Here is a 15,569-nt window from a genome sequence, read left to right as displayed (position 1 = left end):
GCAGCACCCCCCGGTGCGTGACACAAAAGAGGTAAATACCAAGAATGAACGCGCTTGTGCAAAGTCTGGCGGCCATGAGTGGTCTGCGTGACCGCGACGCTCTGGATGCCGCGCTGGTGCGTTTGGTGATCAGCAGCAGCGACGGTGCGGTGCACAGTGCCAGCCTGATCCGTGTGGTGGGTGAGGGCGATGACCGGCGCTGCCTGGTGCAGGCCCGGCTGGATGCAGGCCAAACCCAGATCAGCCGCGACTTGCTCTGGACCGACTGGACTACCTTGCCCCATCTCTCCCGCTTTGCGTTGCGCCAGCAGGCCGTAGAGCAGGGGCGCGCAGTACATGCCGACACTCCCCCCGGCGCGTGCGTGATTCCGCTGCAGACGCCGCAGGGCACCTGGGGCCTGCTCGAAATGGGCTTTGCCACAGACCTGTCCGCACACACGCTGGAGCTGGTGGACGGCATTTTGCTGACCTACCACAACCTGCTGGGCCTGCTGGACTACGGCGAAAAAGACGCGTTGACCGAACTGCTGAACCGCAAAACCTTTGACGGTGCCTTTTTCAAAGCCACCGCCGAACAACACGGCGACGACCTGCCCGAGGGCGGTGAGCGCCGCCAGCCGCATCCCGATGCGGGCGTGTGGCTGGCCGTGCTGGACATTGACCATTTCAAGCGCGTGAACGACACCTATGGCCACCTGATTGGTGACGAGGTGCTGTTGCTGCTGGCACGCCTGATGCGCAGCTGCTTCCGTTTCCACGACCAGCTGTACCGCTTTGGGGGCGAGGAGTTTGTGGTGTTGATGCGCTGCGACAGCGTGGACCATGCCCATGCGGCACTGGAGCGTCTGCGCGAGCGGGTACAGGCCTATGCCTTTCCGCAGGTCGGCACCATCACCGTGAGCATCGGCTTCTCGGTCTTGTTGCCACACGACACGCCCAGCGGTGCCTTTGGCCGCGCCGACAAGGCGGTCTACCACGCCAAGGAACATGGCCGCAACCAGGTCTGCAGCTACCAGGCGCTGGTGGCCTCGGGCGACCTGGTGGACCAGGTGGCCGAGGGCATGGACGTGGACCTGTTCTAACGTTTCAGGCGTTCTCGGCGTGTACGACGGCTTTGGTGCCTTTGTCGCGCAATTTTCACGCAACTGACACAACACTTGCCTAGGCTAGGGGGGTACACCCAGCCACCAGGAGTTGCCCGTGAGCGCCAGCGAAGACGAATTGATCCGCCGTATCCAGAACGACATGCTCGACAGTTATGACGAGGAACTGGAAATGGAGCTGGACGACCAGCACCTGGAGCGCCTGGCGGGCGGCCAGGTCCCTGATGCCGATGCCCGCGCCGCACGCCGCCAGTACTTCAAGGAACTGTTTCGCATGCAGGGCGAACTCGTCAAGCTGCAGGACTGGGTGGTGGCCACGGGCCACAAGGTGGTGGTGATCTTTGAGGGGCGCGACGCGGCCGGCAAGGGCGGCGCTATCAAACGCATCACCCAGCGCCTGAACCCGCGCGTTTGCCGCGTGGCGGCATTGCCCGCACCGAATGACCGCGAGCGCACGCAGTGGTACTTTCAGCGTTATGTGAGCCACCTGCCGGCGGCCGGCGAGATCGTGCTGTTTGACCGCAGCTGGTACAACCGTGCTGGTGTGGAGCGCGTGATGGGCTTTTGCAATGACGAGCAGCTCGAAGAGTTTTTCCGCACCGTGCCCGAGTTCGAGAAGATGCTGGTGCGCTCCGGCATTCAGGTCATCAAGTATTGGTTCTCCATCTCCGACGAAGAGCAGCACAGCCGCTTTCTGGGCCGCATCCACGACCCCCTGAAGCAATGGAAGCTCAGTCCCATGGACCTTGAGTCACGCAGCCGCTGGGAAGACTACACCCGCGCCAAAGAGGTGATGCTGGAGCGCACCCACATCGCCGAGGCGCCGTGGTGGGTGGTGCAAGCGGTGGACAAGAAGAAGGCCCGCCTCAATTGCATCCACCACCTGTTGCAGCAGATGCCGTATGAGGAAACCGAGCACCCGCCGGTGGTGTTGCCGCCGCGGGTGCGGCATGAAGACTATGAGCGGAGGCCGGTGCGGGAGGACATTATTGTTCCTGAGGTTTATTGATTTTTTGGTCGTCTTGCCGTGGTGTTTTTTTAACGCTTAGACCGCTTTTTTTTAACACCCACTCCCCCTGCCCCTCGCCCCGTCGGCGAGGGGAGCTTTTAACAGCCGTATTTATCTTCTGTGCGCTGGATAGGGGGCTACGCTGGTGAGGTTGCCACTGTTAGTTCGCTCCACGGCCCTGGGCGGCGGTTGTAGAACTTCGGAGGAGTATGTCTGCCAACGCTGGCGGCTGCGCACGCCAGTGGCTCCGCGCCTGCACGTTTGCATTCACCACAACCGCTGGCACTGGCCGTGGCGCACCAACCCGGTGGCAACCTTACGCGTGTAGCTCCATAGCCGGAGACCGCCCCCAAATCGGCTGTTAAAAAGGCTCCCCTCGCCGACGGGGCGAGGGGCTGGGGGAGTGGGTGTTAAAAAAGCACTGCAACCCTAAAAGCAGCAAAACCCGGAAAGAAGATCAGCCCCGCACATCCCCCACAGCGTCCTTCCCAAAGTCCGCCCGTGCCAGATACGCCAGCACCCGCCGCGCCGCATCCTCCGGACTGCTGAGCTGCCCTTGGGCATGCAGGCCGGCAAAGCTGCCGAGGTCCGGAAACTGCGTGGCGTCCGCACTGCGCAGCTGCACCTGCATGTCGGTGTCAATCACACCGGGCGCCAACGAACACACTTTGGCACCGTGGGCCAGTTGGGCCTCGTCCAGCGCCACACAACGTGTGAAATGGTCCATGCCTGCCTTGGCTGCGCAATAGGCCGCTTGCGAGGCCATGGCGCGCCGTCCCAGGCCCGACGAAATATTGAGCACCTTGCGTGGCACGGTCCAGCTGCGCGTGGCGCCCAGAAAGGCGGCGGTGAGTTGCATGGGCGCTTCCAGTCCCACACGCAGCGCTTGCGCCAGCGCGACCGGGTCGGAGTCCGATAGAGGCACCAGCGCCGGGATCACACCCGCGTTGTTGATTAACGTGGCACTGGCCAGCGTGGCCGGGTCTTGCTGCGCCAGCCATTGGCGCAGCTGGGCGGAGGCGGTGGCGCCCTCGGCCAGGTCCAGCGGCCACTGCAGCAGTGCCGCACCTGCGCGCTGGGCTTGTTCGGCCAAGGCGATATTGGTCTGGCGCGAGATGCACAGCAGCAGGGCGTCGGTTTGCAGCAGCTGTTCGGCCATGGCTCGGCCCATGCCGCGCGAGGCGCCGGTGAGGATAGTGAGATTTTTGGGCATAATTTGCTATTAAATTAGGAGCTGTTTGCGCATATTCCACGGGTGCTAGAGGCCTAAAAGGCCTCCAATTACTCGCGGTGCCGGCGTATCGCGATGTAGCCCGCCACCACGGTGAAGGTGACGATCAGGGCCACCACCCACCAGAAACCTTGCGGGTGTTCGGCCAGGGGAATGCCGCCCACGTTCATGCCCAACAAACCGGCAATGATGTTGATCGGCAGGGCCAGCACGGTCACGATGGTCAGCACAAACAGGCTTCGGTTGTTGGCCTCGGCCACACGTCCGGCAATCTCTTCTTGCAGCAGCTTGATGCGTTCCTGCAGTGCGGCCATGTCGCTCAGCGCAACGTTGAATTCTTCGGTCGACTGGCGCAGGTCGCCCAGGTCTTCCTCGGCGATCCACTGCGGCGGCTTGCGCAGCAGGCGGAACAGGGCCGCGGGCTCGGGCGCCAGCAGGCGCTGCAGGCGCACCAACAGGCGGCGCAGGGCACCGAGGTTGGCACGTTTGGTTTCCAGCCGGCCGGCCAGGAGTTTGTCTTCAATGGCGTCCACCCGGGCGGTGGTGTTGCGCACGATGTTGATCAGCACATCCCCCTGGTCGTGCATCAGGTGCACCAGCAAGGCCACCGGCGACATGAGTTGTTCGCCGCGGCGCACGGCGTCGCGCAGGCGGTCAATCGAGCGCAGGGGCTGCAGCCGCGCGCTCACCACCAAACGCGGCCCCACCGACAACCAGAGGGTGGAAATATCGGACGGCTCAAACGCAAAGTCGTAGTGCACATCGTTCACCACGGCGACCAGCGTGTCGTCGTCCAGCTCCACCCGGGTGGATCGGGAGCCATCGGTCAGGGATTCATGGAACAGGTCGGACAGCTGCAGATGGTCTTGCAGCCACTTGGCGCTGGCGGTGTGTGACAGGTTGAAATGCAACCAGACAAAACCGCCGTCCTCGGGGTTTGCGCGGGCCAGCCAGCGCAGCGCATCCTCACTGCCCGTTGGTGTGGCCAGGCCTTCTTTGTCAAATACAAAGCCGTAGATCAGGCCGGATGGGTCGGCACCGTAATTTTGCGCAGTGGGGGTCATGGGAGGGCTCGGCATAAAGGTGTTTCCGGGCTAGTGCACATGGGCCTGTGGGTATCAGGGGCTGCCCGCCAGGCCCAGCCCTTGCGCCAGCGAGGCCACCGCATCCAGGGTGAATTCACCGCCGATGATACGTTCCATGGTGTGCGCTGCGGACAGGTACAAAAACTCGGCCACTTCACCGTCCTGGTTGTGTGGAACCCAGCCCTCCGGGCAAGCCCAGTTGTAGACCAGCAGGGTTTCGTCGTGCCAGCCACCGGTGTCTAGCCGCGCAGTGCGGACCAGGCCGCTGGCGTGTAGCGAGGAGGTGTCGGCCAGCACGGTACCAGCCTCTTCGTGCAGTTCGCGCACCGCACAACCCAGCGGCGTTTCACCCGCAGGCAGTCCCCCAGCGGTCACGTTGTCCAGCCGCCCGGGGTCGGTGGCCTTGGTGGGTGAGCGGCGGCCGCACCAGAGTTGCCCATTCGCAGTAAAACCGTTGATGTGCACCGCATGGCTGCGCATACCCAGAAACCGGAAGCCGGCGCGCTCTACCGTCAGCACAGGCTCACGTCCATCGTCGGGTGGCGTCAGGCAGTGGTGGTGCCAGAACGCAAAGGCTTCGTTGCGCCAACCGTGTACTAGGCCTTGTGCATGGCAATGCGCCAGCGCACCTTGCAGCAGGGCACTGCGTTCCGCACTGCTGATTTGGAGTGCCCGCCAGTGCAGACCAGGGTGGTCGCCTTGGGGTTGGTACCGGCAGTCGGGCAACAGGGTTGCCAGCAGGGCGGAACGCTCGGGGCTCAGCAGCCCCAGGCGTTGTGGCGGTGTGCCGCTGTCACCCTCCAGCCAAAAAATCTGCAGGTCTGGCGGCGGCGGGGCCAGGGCTCGCCTGGCTGCCTGTGCCAACTGCTGGCGTTGTGTGCTGCCCAGCTTGGCGGCAAACGCTTGCGCACCTGGCAGGTTCACACCTGCGCGCCTTCGACCAGAAAGCGCACACGCCGCACGCCGTTCCATTCGTCTGCATCCAGCCGGAAGGCCAGGGTGACTTTGGCTGGCAGGGGCTCGGTGTGGCCGAACCAGATGCCGTCCACCGGCTGGCCTTGGTGTTTGAGCTTCAGGGCCAGGTGTTTTTCCCCCACCAGGCGCTGCGACACCACTTCCACCTCTTCACTGAAAGTGGGGGCGGCAAAACCCTGGCCCCATACTTCTTTGTGCAGCGTGTCGACCAGGTCCACGCGGCGGTATTCGGGGTTGAGCGGGCCGTCGGTGTCCATGCGGCGCGTCAGCGTGGCGGCATCCAGCCACTCCTGCGCCACTTCGTTCAGGCCGTTCTCGAAGTCATCAAAAAACTCTTCGGCCACTGTGCAGCCCGCCGCCATGGCGTGGCCGCCAAAACGCAGGATGACGCCGGGGTAACGCTTGGCCACCAGGTCCAGCGCGTCGCGCAGGTGGAAGCCGGGGATGCTGCGGCCGGAGCCCTTGAGTTCATGCTCCTTGCCTTCGGCCGCGCTGGCGGCAAACACAAAGGTGGGGCGGTGTAGCTTGTCCTTGATGCGGCTGGCCACGATGCCGACCACGCCTTCGTGAAAGTCGGGGTCGAACACACAAATGGCGGGCGGTGGCTCGTCGCCTTCGTCAAACAGGCTCTCCGCAATCATCATGGCCTGCTCGCGCATGTCGCCCTCAATCTCGCGGCGCTCGCGGTTGATGCCGTCCAGCGTTTTGGCCAGCTCGTCGGCGCGGCCGGGGTCGTCGGTCAGCAGGCATTCAATGCCCAGTGTCATGTCGCTCAAACGGCCAGCTGCGTTAATGCGGGGGCCCAGGGCAAAACCAAAGTCGAAGGTAGTGGCCACTTCGGCCTTGCGCCCGGCTGCTACAAAAAGACTAGCTAGTCCCGCAGGCAGGGCAAGGGCGCGCACCCGTTTTAGGCCTTGGGCCACGAGGCGGCGGTTGTTCGCGTCCAGCTTCACCACATCGGCCACGGTGCCCAGTGCGACCAGCGGCAGCAGCACATCAAGTTTGGGTTGGGTGGTGGCGTCAAACACGCCGCGCTTGCGCAGCTCGCCGCGCAGGGCCAGCAGCGTGTAGAACATCACGCCCACACCGGCGATCGACTTGCTCTCAAACGTGCAGCCGGGTTGGTTGGGGTTCACGATCACATCCGCATCCGGCAGCTCGCTGCCCGGCAGGTGGTGGTCGGTCACCAGCACCTGCAGGCCCAGGGCCTTGGCGCGCGCCACACCGTCCACGCTGGCAATGCCGTTGTCCACGGTGATCAGCACATCCGCGCCGGATTTCTTCACGCGCTCGCTGATGGGGGCGGTCAGGCCGTAGCCGTCCACCACGCGGTCGGGCACCAGGTAGTCCACGTGCTGCGCGCCCAGCAGGCGCAGGCCGCGCACGGCCACGGCGCAGGCGGTGGCACCGTCGCAGTCGTAGTCGGCCACGATGCAGAGTTTCAGGTTTTGCGCCATGGCGTCGGCCAGCAGCACGGCCGCGCGGTCCACCCCCAGCAGGGAGCTGGGGGGCAGCAGCTTGGCCAGCGCGTCGTCCAGCTCATCGGGGCTGTGCACGCCGCGGGCGGCGTACAGGCGCGCCAGGAGCGGGTGCACGCCGGCTTGCTCCAGCGCCCAGACCGAGCGGGGAGGAATGTCGCGGGGGACGATGTTCATAAGGTCAACAGCAATTCGTGCGGAGGGGGCGCGGTAAAGCGGCGTTGCAGGCGGTTCCACCAAGGGCTGCTTTGCAGCACAAAGGTGGGGGCCAGGCGTTCGCCGCACAGGGTGATTTCCAGCGCCTCGTTGGCATTGGCGCGGGCCAGCAGTTTGGCGATCAGGCCCTGGTCCAGCGCCTGCCAGGCTTGGGCCCAGGCACGGCCGTCATCACGCTGGGCGGCCGCAGCCAGGCTGTTTTCCATCTCCACCCGCTGAGCCGGAGCGCTGCGCGGGGTGGTAGGCAGGGTGCCGGTGCCACTGATCCAGAAGGAGTTGACCGGGGGTACAAAACGGGCTTTGCGCGCATCGTTGACCGGGTGGGTGTAGAGCAGCATCTGCATCTCGTTTTGCAGGCGGCGCAGGGGTTGCGCCTGTTCCTGGCGCGGCATCCAACCGTCCACACGGGCGCCGCGTGCGCGCGCCAGCGAGGCGGTGGGCAGATCGACCAGGGCGGCGCCCTGGGCCAGCCAGGTGGTGTCGCTCAGCGGGTGCAGCGTGATGCCGTCTTCGGCAAAGTAGGGCTGCATGGCGGCGCGCAGGGCATCGGAGTCGTGGGCGCTGAGGGCAAGCTTCTGCGGGTCTTCCATCGCCACATGGTCGGCGTTCACGCGCCAGTGGCAGGGCGTGATCCAGGCCCAGCCGCTGCTGCCGTGCACCTTGGTCAGGCCCAGGTGTTCGGCGTCCAGCGCCGCCCAGGGCACCAGGCCGTCGGCGCCCTGCAGGCCCAGGCTTTTGGCGTGCACGCGTTCGCCCAGCGGGGTCAGCGACTCGGCCGAGCCCAGCAGGGGCGGGGTGGGGTTGAGCAGGCTGAGCAGCTGTGCCAGGTTGGGGAGCGTTATGTCGGCAATGGCGGCCTGGCAGTGCGGACCGGCCGGTGCGGCATAGGGAATAACGGTGTGCATGGCTGGATTGTCCCGCATGGATGCCACAATCCGCCCACCTCTGCACTTTGTAACGTTTGATGCGACTTCCCTACGAGCTCACCATCGGCTGGCGCTACACGCGCGCTGGCCGTGCCACGCGGCGCAATGGTTTTATTTCCTTTATCTCGGGCGTGTCCATGCTGGGCATTGCGCTGGGCGTGGCGGCCCTCATCATCGTGCTGAGCGTGATGAACGGCTTCCAGAAAGAGGTGCGTGACCGCATGCTGGGCGTGGTGTCGCACATTGAGGTGTTTGCCCCCGGTGGGCAGGCCCTGGCCGATGTGGACCGCACCCTGCGCGAAGCCCGCGACAACCCGCAGGTGGTGGGTGCCGCGCCGTTTGTGGCGGCGCAGGCCCTGGTGGCGCGCGGCGAAGACATGAAGGGTGCGATGGTGCGCGGCATCGACCCCGCGCGCGAGCCCGAGGTGTCGGACGTGGCCACCGGCGCGCAGGCCGCGGTGCTGGCCCAGCTGGTGCCGGGTGAGTTTGGTGTGGTGCTGGGCGGCGAGCTGGCGCGCAGCATGGGCGTGGTCAAGGGCGACCGCGTGACCCTGATTGCGCCCAGCGGGCAGGTCACACCCGCAGGCGTGGTGCCGCGCCTCAAACAGATGACGGTAGTGGGTACCTTTGACTCGGGCCACTACGAATACGACTCGGCCCTGGTGTTTGTGCACTGGGAAGACGCGGCCAAGATCTTCCGCCTGGAAGGCCCCACGGGTGTGCGCCTCAAGCTGAAAGACCTGCATCGGGCGCGCGAGGTGGCCCAAGAGCTGAGCCGCACCATGAGTGGTGACCTGCTGCTGCGCGACTGGACCCGCCAAAACCGCACCTGGTTTGCCGCGGTGCAGGTGGAAAAACGCATGATGTTCATCATCCTCACCCTCATCGTGGCGGTGGCCGCCTTTAACCTGGTCAGCACGCTGGTGATGACGGTGACCGACAAACGTGCCGACATCGCCATCCTGCGCACCCTGGGTGCCAGCCCGGGCAGCATCATGGGCATCTTTGTGGTGCAGGGCGCCATGGTGGGGGTGATTGGCACGCTGGCCGGCCTGCTGCTGGGCTTGGGCGTGGCCTTCAATATTGATGTCATCGTGCCCGCGCTGGAGCGTCTGCTGGGTGCCAGCTTTTTGCCGCAAGACATTTACCTGATCAGCCGTATGCCCAGTGACCCGCAGCAAAGCGACATCGTGCCGGTGGCGGTGATTTCTCTGTTGATGGCTTTTGTTGCCACCCTGTACCCCAGCTGGCGCGCCAGCCAAGTGAACCCTGCCGAGGCGCTCCGCTATGAATGACGTTTTATTGCAAGCCACCGGCCTGACCAAGCGGTTTCAGGAAGGCCGTCTGGACGTAACGGTGCTGCACGGTGTCGACTTGGACGTGCGCCGTGGCGAGACGCTGGCGATTGTGGGCGCTTCGGGTTCCGGCAAAAGCACCTTGCTGCATTTGCTGGGCGGGCTGGACGCGCCCAGCAGTGGCAGCGTGACCCTGTGTGGCCAACCCTTGGCCGGGCTGGACGCGGCGGCCCAAGGGCGGCTGCGCAATAAACACCTGGGCTTTGTCTACCAGTTTCACCACCTGCTGCCCGAGTTCAGTGCGCTCGACAACGTCGCCATGCCATTGACAATTCGGCGTGTAGCCCCCGTAGATGCTGCGCAAGCAGCTATGAAAATGCTAGCGTTGGTGGGGCTGGAGCACCGCATGCACCACCGCCCGGCCGAGCTCTCGGGTGGCGAACGCCAGCGCGTGGCCATTGCGCGTGCACTGGTGACTAACCCCGACTGCGTGCTGGCCGACGAGCCTACGGGCAACCTGGACCGCAGCACGGCGGATGGTGTGTTCGACCTGATGCTGACGCTGGCGCGCGAGCAGGGCACGGCCTTTGTGCTGGTGACCCACGACGCCACGCTGGCCGCGCGCTGCAGCCGTCAGCTGCAGCTGGTGTCGGGGCGTTTCGCGGGCTAGGGCGCAGCCCCAGGGCCTTGCCGCTGCAGGCCGGGTGGCTTGCGGTTTGCTGACGGGACGGCTGGCAAAGCCCGCGTCCAAGGGTTCTCGCGGATGACGGCGGGGTGGGGTGCCTCCTATCCTGCCCCATCCAATTTCTAGAGAATCATTATGAACCGTCGTTGGCATTCCTGGGTGAGTGTGGTGCTGGGTGCGGGGTTGGCCGTTGGGGCCGCCGCACAAACCATCAAACCTTTGCGCATCGGGCTCATTGGCCCCTTCACCGGCCCCTCGGCCGACTTTGGCATCCCCATGCTCAACGGCGCCAAGCTGGCGGTGGACGAGATCAATGCCGCCGGCGGCTACCTGGGCCGGCCGCTGGAGCTGGTGGTGAAGGACGACACCGCCAACCCCGATGTGGGTTTGCAGCATTCGCAAGACGTGTTGAAAGAAGGCGTGGTGGGCACCATCGGGTTTTGCAACACCGGTGTGGCCATGAAGTCGCTGGAGACCTTCCAGACCGCCAAGGCCCCGCTCATCGTGCCCTGCGCCACGGGCACGCCCATCACCGCCAAATACCCGGCGCCCGAGAGCTACATCTTCCGCACCTCGGCACGCGATGGCATTCAGGCGCCGTTTGTGGTGGACGACATCGTGAGCCGTGGCTGGACCAAGGTGGCCATTTTTGCTGACAAAACCCCGTACGGCGAGGGTGGTTTGAACGATGTGGTCAAGGCACTGGCCAGCAAAAACTTGCAGCCGGTGTATGTGGCCCGGTTTGACCTGGGCGTGAAAGACCTGCAAACCGAACTCAAGGCCGCGCAGGCCGTGGGTGCCAATGTGGTGTTCAGCTACACCGTGGGCACCGAAAACGCGGTGATTGCCAAAGGCCGCCAGGCCTTGAAGTGGGCCGTGCCCCAGGTCGGCGCCTGGCCGCTGTCGTTTCCCTTCTTCATGGACGGTGCCAAAGAGGCCGCCGAGGGCGCACTGATGGCGCAGACCTTTATTGCTGAGCCCAGCAACGAGCGGCGCATCTCCTTTCTGAGTGCCTACGCCCGCAAGTACAACACCAAAAAAATCACCGTGCCCATGGCCGCCGCCCAGGCCTATGACACGGTGTACCTGCTGACCTATGCCATCTTGTCCATCCGCGATGGCAACCTTTCCGGCCCCTCGGTCAAGGCCGCGCTGGAGGCCATGCCGCGCATTTATTACGGCGTGACCGCCACGCACGAACGCCCTTTCAGCAAAGACGACAAAGATGCCATCACCAGCAATATGCTGGTGATGGGTCTGGTGAAGAATGGTGCGGTAACCTTCGCCTACCCCGAAGACCGCACACGCAACCTGTTTGTGCAGCGCAAACGCTGACGTTTCCCACCACCACCATGCCCTGGATAGACACACACTGCCACCTCGACGCCTTTGAGGCAGACCGGCAGGTGGGCGCGGTGTGCCTCTCAGCCCAGCAAGCGGGGGTCGCGCACTGTGTCATTCCGGCGGTGGAGGTTGCCAACCTGGACGTGGTGCGCCACTTGGCCCACCACCAGGGTTACAGCTACTGTCTGGGCATCCATCCGCTGTATGTACCCACCGCGCAGGAGGACGCATTGGCGGTGCTGGCCCAGCAGCTGCAGGCCCACCATGCCGACCCCAGGCTGGTGGCGGTGGGGGAGATTGGCTTGGACTACTTTGTGCCGCAGCTCACCCAAAGCCCCTGGCGCGAAAAGCAGGAATCGTTTTACCGGGCCCAACTGAAGCTGGCCCGCCAGTTCGACCTGCCTGTGGTGCTGCATGTGCGCCGTTCGGCCGACCGCCTGCTCAAACACCTGCGCGAGGTGGCTGGCCCCGGTGGGCGCTGGCAGGGCATTGCCCATGCTTTTAATGGCAGCGAGGTACAGGCGCAGGCATTTATCAAGCTGGGTTTCAAACTGGGTTTTGGTGGTGCGGTGACCTTTGAACGTGCCCACCAACTGCGCCACCTGGCCCAAACCCTGCCGCTGGACGCGCTGGTGCTGGAGACCGATGCACCCGACATTCCGCCGCACTGGCTCTACACCACGGCGGCCGATCGCGCGGCCGGCGTGCCTCAGGGCCGCAATACCCCGGCCGAGCTGCCGCGCGTGGCCCAGACCGTGGCCGAGCTGCGGGGCATGGCTGTGGAGGAGCTGGCCGACGCCACCACGCACAACGCCTGTAAAGCCCTGCCGAAGCTGGCTGCGCTGCTGGTATAAATCCCCATGGCACGAAAAGCATCTCTCTCCCTCCCCGAAGTCAATTTTTCCGAAGAAGGCCCCATCCGCCACCTGCACCTGGGCAGTGAATGGATCCAGGGCTCCATGTTGGTGGACGCACCTACGGCGCTGGTGCACGAATACATCCAGCGCATGATGGCCTGGATGTTGTTCATGGACCCCCACGCCCTGAACAAACGCCAAGCCCTGCAGCTGGGTTTGGGGGCCGGCTCGCTCACCAAGTTTTGCCACAAAGAACTCAAGATGAAGACCACCGCGATTGAGCTCAACCCGCAGGTGCTGCACGCCTGCCGCGGCTGGTTCAAGCTGCCGGCCGACAACAGCCGCATGCAGGTGGTGCTGGCCGATGCGTCCCAAGAAATCAAACAATCCCGCTGGCTGGGCGCAGTGGATGCGCTGCAGGTAGACCTGTACGACGAAGAGGCCGCAGCGCCTGTGCTCGACAGCGCCGACTTTTACGCCGACTGCCGCGCCACACTCACCGAAGAAGGCTGCATGACGGTGAACCTGTTTGGCCGCAGCTCCAGCTTCCAGGCCAGTGTGGACAAAATTGCCCAGGCCTTTGGTGCTGACGCCATTTGGGCCTTCAAGGCCACGCGTGAAGGCAACACCGTGGTGCTGGCCCAGCGCACGCCCAGCCGCCCTAAACGCTCGGTGTTGATGGAGCGCGCCGAATTCATCCAGTCCCAATGGGGCTTGCCCGCGGACAAATGGGTTCGCGTTTTTAAACCGGTGCAAGCATGAGCACCAGTGCCAAGAAACCCCACGCTTCGCTTACCCCCCACGCGGGCCCGGTGGACTGGCGCCGACTCGTGGAGTGGCTGCAGCACGACAAGGTGATTGCCGAAGAGGAAGCCCAGCGCACCATCAGCCGCTGTGCGCAGGCCGAGAGTTCGCAGCACCCGTTGGTGCGCCTGGCCAGTGTGTCCATGCGCCGCGCGTCGGACCAGAAACCGCTGGACATGGAAATGCTGACCCAGTGGCTGGCCCTGCGCGCCGGGCTGGACTACCTGCGCATTGACCCGCTCAAGGTCGATGTGGGCAAGGTGGCCGACGCCATGAGCGCGGCTTATGCCGAGCGCCACAAGATATTGCCCGTGGTGGTCACGCCCAGCGAGATTACTGTGGCCACGGCTGAACCCTTTATTACCGACTGGGTGGCCGAGGTGGAGCGCCAGAGCCGCCGCAGCGTCAAACGTGTGGTGGCCAGCCCGCAGGAGATCACGCGTTACACCGCCGAGTTTTATGCGCTGGCCAAAAGTGTGCGCGCCGCCAGCAAAAACGGGGCGAACAATGGCGCCAGTTTCGAGCAACTGGTGGAGCTGGGCAAAAGCAACAAACAGCTCGACGCCAACGACCAAGGCGTGGTGCAGGTGGTGGACTGGTTGTGGCAATACGCCTTTGACCAGCGTGCCAGTGACATCCACCTGGAACCGCGCCGCGAGCAAGGCGTGATCCGCTTCCGCATCGACGGTGTGCTGCACCCGGTCTACCAAATGCCCATGGGCGTGCTCAACGCCATGACGGCGCGTATCAAGCTGCTGGGTCGCATGGACGTGATCGAGAAACGCCGTCCGCAGGACGGCCGCATCAAAACCCGCAACCCGCGTGGCGACGAGATTGAAATGCGCATCTCGACCTTGCCCACCGCCTTTGGCGAGAAGATGGTGATGCGGATTTTTGACCCCGACAATGCGGTCAAAGACCTGGACGCCTTGGGCTTCAGTAGCCACGACGCCACGCGCTGGGAACAACTGGTGCAGCGGCCGCACGGAATCATTCTGGTGACCGGTCCCACGGGTTCGGGCAAAACCACCACGCTGTACTCCACCCTTAAGCGTGTGGCCACCGAAGAGGTGAACGTGAGCACCGTGGAGGACCCGATCGAAATGATCGAGCCGTCCTTCAACCAGACCCAGGTGCAGCCGCAACTGGACTTTGGTTTTCCGCAGGGCCTGCGCGCGCTGATGCGGCAAGACCCGGACATCATCATGGTGGGTGAAATCCGTGACCTGGAGACGGCCGAAATGGCAGTGCAGGCTGCACTCACCGGTCACCTGGTGTTCTCTACTCTGCACACCAACGATGCGCCCTCGGCCGTCACCCGCCTGATGGAGCTGGGCATTCCGCCCTACCTGATCAACGCCACGCTTTTGGGCGTGCTGGCGCAGCGTCTGGTGCGCACCTTGTGCAAGCAATGCAAGGTGCGGGACGACGAAGCCAGCCGTGAAGCCCTGGGCGAAATGGTCAAGCCCTGGCAGATCAATGGGGGCTACAAACCCTTCAAGCCGGTGGGCTGTGTGGATTGCCGCATGACCGGGTTCATGGGCCGCATGGGCTTGTACGAGCTGCTGGTGGTGAGCGAGGGTTTCAAGTCCCGTGTGAGCGCCGACCCCAGTATTGACGCGCTGCGCCGCCAGGCCGTTACCGATGGCATGCGCCCACTGCGGCTTGCGGGGGCTTTGCGGGTGGCCGAAGGCCAGACCGTGATGGAGGAGGTTCTCAGCTCAACACCCCCTTTGCAGGGCTAGAACGCAAACCCCTAGACGGAAGCCCCTAAAAATACAGGCAGAATGCGTCACCGTTTAGTTGTAGGAGACAGACAGTGAATATAAAAAGCCAAAAGGATTTTTTTTCCGGCCTGATGTTCATGGGCGTAGGGGTAGCCTTCGCCTGGGGCGCATCGGGCTACACCCTGGGAGACGGCGCCCGCATGGGCCCGGGCTACTTCCCGCTGGCCCTGGGCGTGCTGCTGGCCTTTCTGGGCAGCATCATCACCTTCAAGGCCCTGGTGGTGGAAACCGTAGACGGTGACAAGATCGGCAAGCTGGCCTGGAAGCCCCTGTTCTTCATCATCCTGGCCAACCTCGTGTTTGGTGCCTGCATCGGTGGCCTGCCCCTGATTGGTCTGAAGCCCCTGGGCCTGATCATCGGCATCTACCTGCTCACCTTCATTGCCAGCAACGCCGGTGAAGAGTTTGCCCTCAAGCCCGTACTCATCCTGGCCACCCTGCTGGCCCTCTTGAGCTACTTAGCCTTCATCGTGCTGCTCAAGCTGCAGTTCCCGGTCTGGCCCGCCTACTTCACTGCCTAAGTCACCGCCTGAGGACACTGCCCCATGGAACTCTTTGACAACCTCGCCCTCGGTTTTGGTGTGGCCTTCACCTTCCAGAACCTGATCTACGCCTTCATCGGCTGTTTGCTCGGTACCCTGATTGGTGTCTTGCCCGGCATTGGCCCCCTGGCCACCATCGCCATGTTGCTGCCCGCCACCTATGCCTTGCCCCCCGTGGCGGCCTTGATCATGCTGGCCGGTATTTACTACGGCGCCCAGTACGGTGGCTCCA

Annotated in this window: 15 protein-coding genes; 10 read left to right on the top strand and 5 right to left on the bottom strand. The window is 64.2% G+C overall.

Annotation, left to right across the window (positions count from 1 at the left end):
• The first annotated feature begins 44 nt into the window (after positions 1–44).
• Both C5F53_RS16700 and ppk2 read left to right on the top strand, forming a co-directional pair.
• Positions 45–1,082: a GGDEF domain-containing protein gene (locus C5F53_RS16700; RefSeq protein ID WP_105262539.1), complete on the top strand. Its 1,038-nt coding sequence runs from the start codon at positions 45–47 to the stop codon at positions 1,080–1,082.
• 163 nt (positions 1,083–1,245) lie between these two features.
• Positions 1,246–2,112, top strand: coding sequence for a polyphosphate kinase 2 (ppk2, locus tag C5F53_RS16695; RefSeq protein WP_105262743.1), 867 nt, complete (start codon positions 1,246–1,248; stop codon positions 2,110–2,112).
• A gap of 457 nt (positions 2,113–2,569) precedes the next feature.
• On the opposite strand, the gene C5F53_RS16690 is transcribed toward ppk2, so the two are convergent.
• From C5F53_RS16690 to C5F53_RS16670, 5 genes are all read right to left on the bottom strand, one after another.
• Positions 2,570–3,325, bottom strand: a complete 756-nt coding sequence (locus C5F53_RS16690) for an SDR family NAD(P)-dependent oxidoreductase (protein WP_105262538.1) — start codon at positions 3,323–3,325, stop codon at positions 2,570–2,572.
• A 68-nt stretch (positions 3,326–3,393) separates the two neighbouring features.
• The gene (locus tag C5F53_RS16685) at positions 3,394–4,407 is read right to left on the bottom strand and encodes a transporter (RefSeq protein ID WP_105262537.1); all 1,014 of its coding nucleotides are present in this window, start codon (positions 4,405–4,407) and stop codon (positions 3,394–3,396) included.
• A gap of 54 nt (positions 4,408–4,461) precedes the next feature.
• Positions 4,462–5,352 (bottom strand): NUDIX domain-containing protein, encoded by an 891-nt coding sequence (locus C5F53_RS16680; protein ID WP_161499956.1) that lies wholly within the window; start codon positions 5,350–5,352, stop codon positions 4,462–4,464.
• Positions 5,349–7,058, bottom strand: coding sequence for a single-stranded-DNA-specific exonuclease RecJ (recJ, locus tag C5F53_RS16675; protein ID WP_105262535.1), 1,710 nt, complete (start codon positions 7,056–7,058; stop codon positions 5,349–5,351). The genes C5F53_RS16680 and recJ overlap by 4 nt, the downstream gene beginning before the upstream one ends.
• Positions 7,055–8,002 (bottom strand): hypothetical protein, encoded by a 948-nt coding sequence (locus tag C5F53_RS16670; RefSeq protein ID WP_105262534.1) that lies wholly within the window; start codon positions 8,000–8,002, stop codon positions 7,055–7,057. Before C5F53_RS16670 ends, recJ begins: the two co-directional genes overlap by 4 nt.
• Before the next feature lie 59 nt (positions 8,003–8,061).
• Between C5F53_RS16670 and C5F53_RS16665 the strand changes: the two genes are divergently transcribed.
• The 8 genes from C5F53_RS16665 to C5F53_RS16630 form a co-directional block, all read left to right on the top strand.
• Positions 8,062–9,318 (top strand): lipoprotein-releasing ABC transporter permease subunit, encoded by a 1,257-nt coding sequence (locus C5F53_RS16665; protein ID WP_105262533.1) that lies wholly within the window; start codon positions 8,062–8,064, stop codon positions 9,316–9,318.
• A complete protein-coding gene (gene lolD / locus C5F53_RS16660) occupies positions 9,311–9,988 on the top strand; it encodes a lipoprotein-releasing ABC transporter ATP-binding protein LolD (RefSeq protein WP_105262532.1) in 678 nt (225 codons plus the stop codon). The genes C5F53_RS16665 and lolD overlap by 8 nt, the downstream gene beginning before the upstream one ends.
• Before the next feature lie 150 nt (positions 9,989–10,138).
• Complete coding sequence (locus tag C5F53_RS16655; protein ID WP_105262531.1) at positions 10,139–11,338, top strand: ABC transporter substrate-binding protein; 1,200 nt, start codon at positions 10,139–10,141, stop codon at positions 11,336–11,338.
• Between the two features lie 17 nt (positions 11,339–11,355).
• Positions 11,356–12,201: a TatD family hydrolase gene (locus C5F53_RS16650; protein WP_105262530.1), complete on the top strand. Its 846-nt coding sequence runs from the start codon at positions 11,356–11,358 to the stop codon at positions 12,199–12,201.
• A 6-nt stretch (positions 12,202–12,207) separates the two neighbouring features.
• Positions 12,208–12,966 carry a spermidine synthase gene (locus tag C5F53_RS16645; RefSeq protein WP_105262529.1) on the top strand — a complete coding sequence of 253 codons (759 nt, stop codon included), beginning with the start codon at positions 12,208–12,210 and terminating at the stop codon, positions 12,964–12,966.
• Positions 12,963–14,753, top strand: coding sequence for a GspE/PulE family protein (locus C5F53_RS16640; RefSeq protein ID WP_105262528.1), 1,791 nt, complete (start codon positions 12,963–12,965; stop codon positions 14,751–14,753). The genes C5F53_RS16645 and C5F53_RS16640 overlap by 4 nt, the downstream gene beginning before the upstream one ends.
• A 74-nt stretch (positions 14,754–14,827) precedes the next feature.
• A complete protein-coding gene (locus C5F53_RS16635; RefSeq protein WP_105262527.1) occupies positions 14,828–15,316 on the top strand; it encodes a tripartite tricarboxylate transporter TctB family protein in 489 nt (162 codons plus the stop codon).
• 24 nt (positions 15,317–15,340) lie between these two features.
• Positions 15,341–15,569, top strand: a 229-nt coding sequence (locus C5F53_RS16630) for a tripartite tricarboxylate transporter permease (RefSeq protein ID WP_201740851.1), incomplete at its 3' end; no start/stop codon positions are given.

It is taken from the genome of Rhodoferax sp. TS-BS-61-7 (assembly GCF_002943465.1).
In the GTDB taxonomy this organism is placed as follows: domain Bacteria; phylum Pseudomonadota; class Gammaproteobacteria; order Burkholderiales; family Burkholderiaceae_C; genus Allorhodoferax.
The sequence above is the reverse complement of the archived record's forward strand: the minus strand, read 5'-3'. Positions and strand labels throughout refer to the sequence as shown.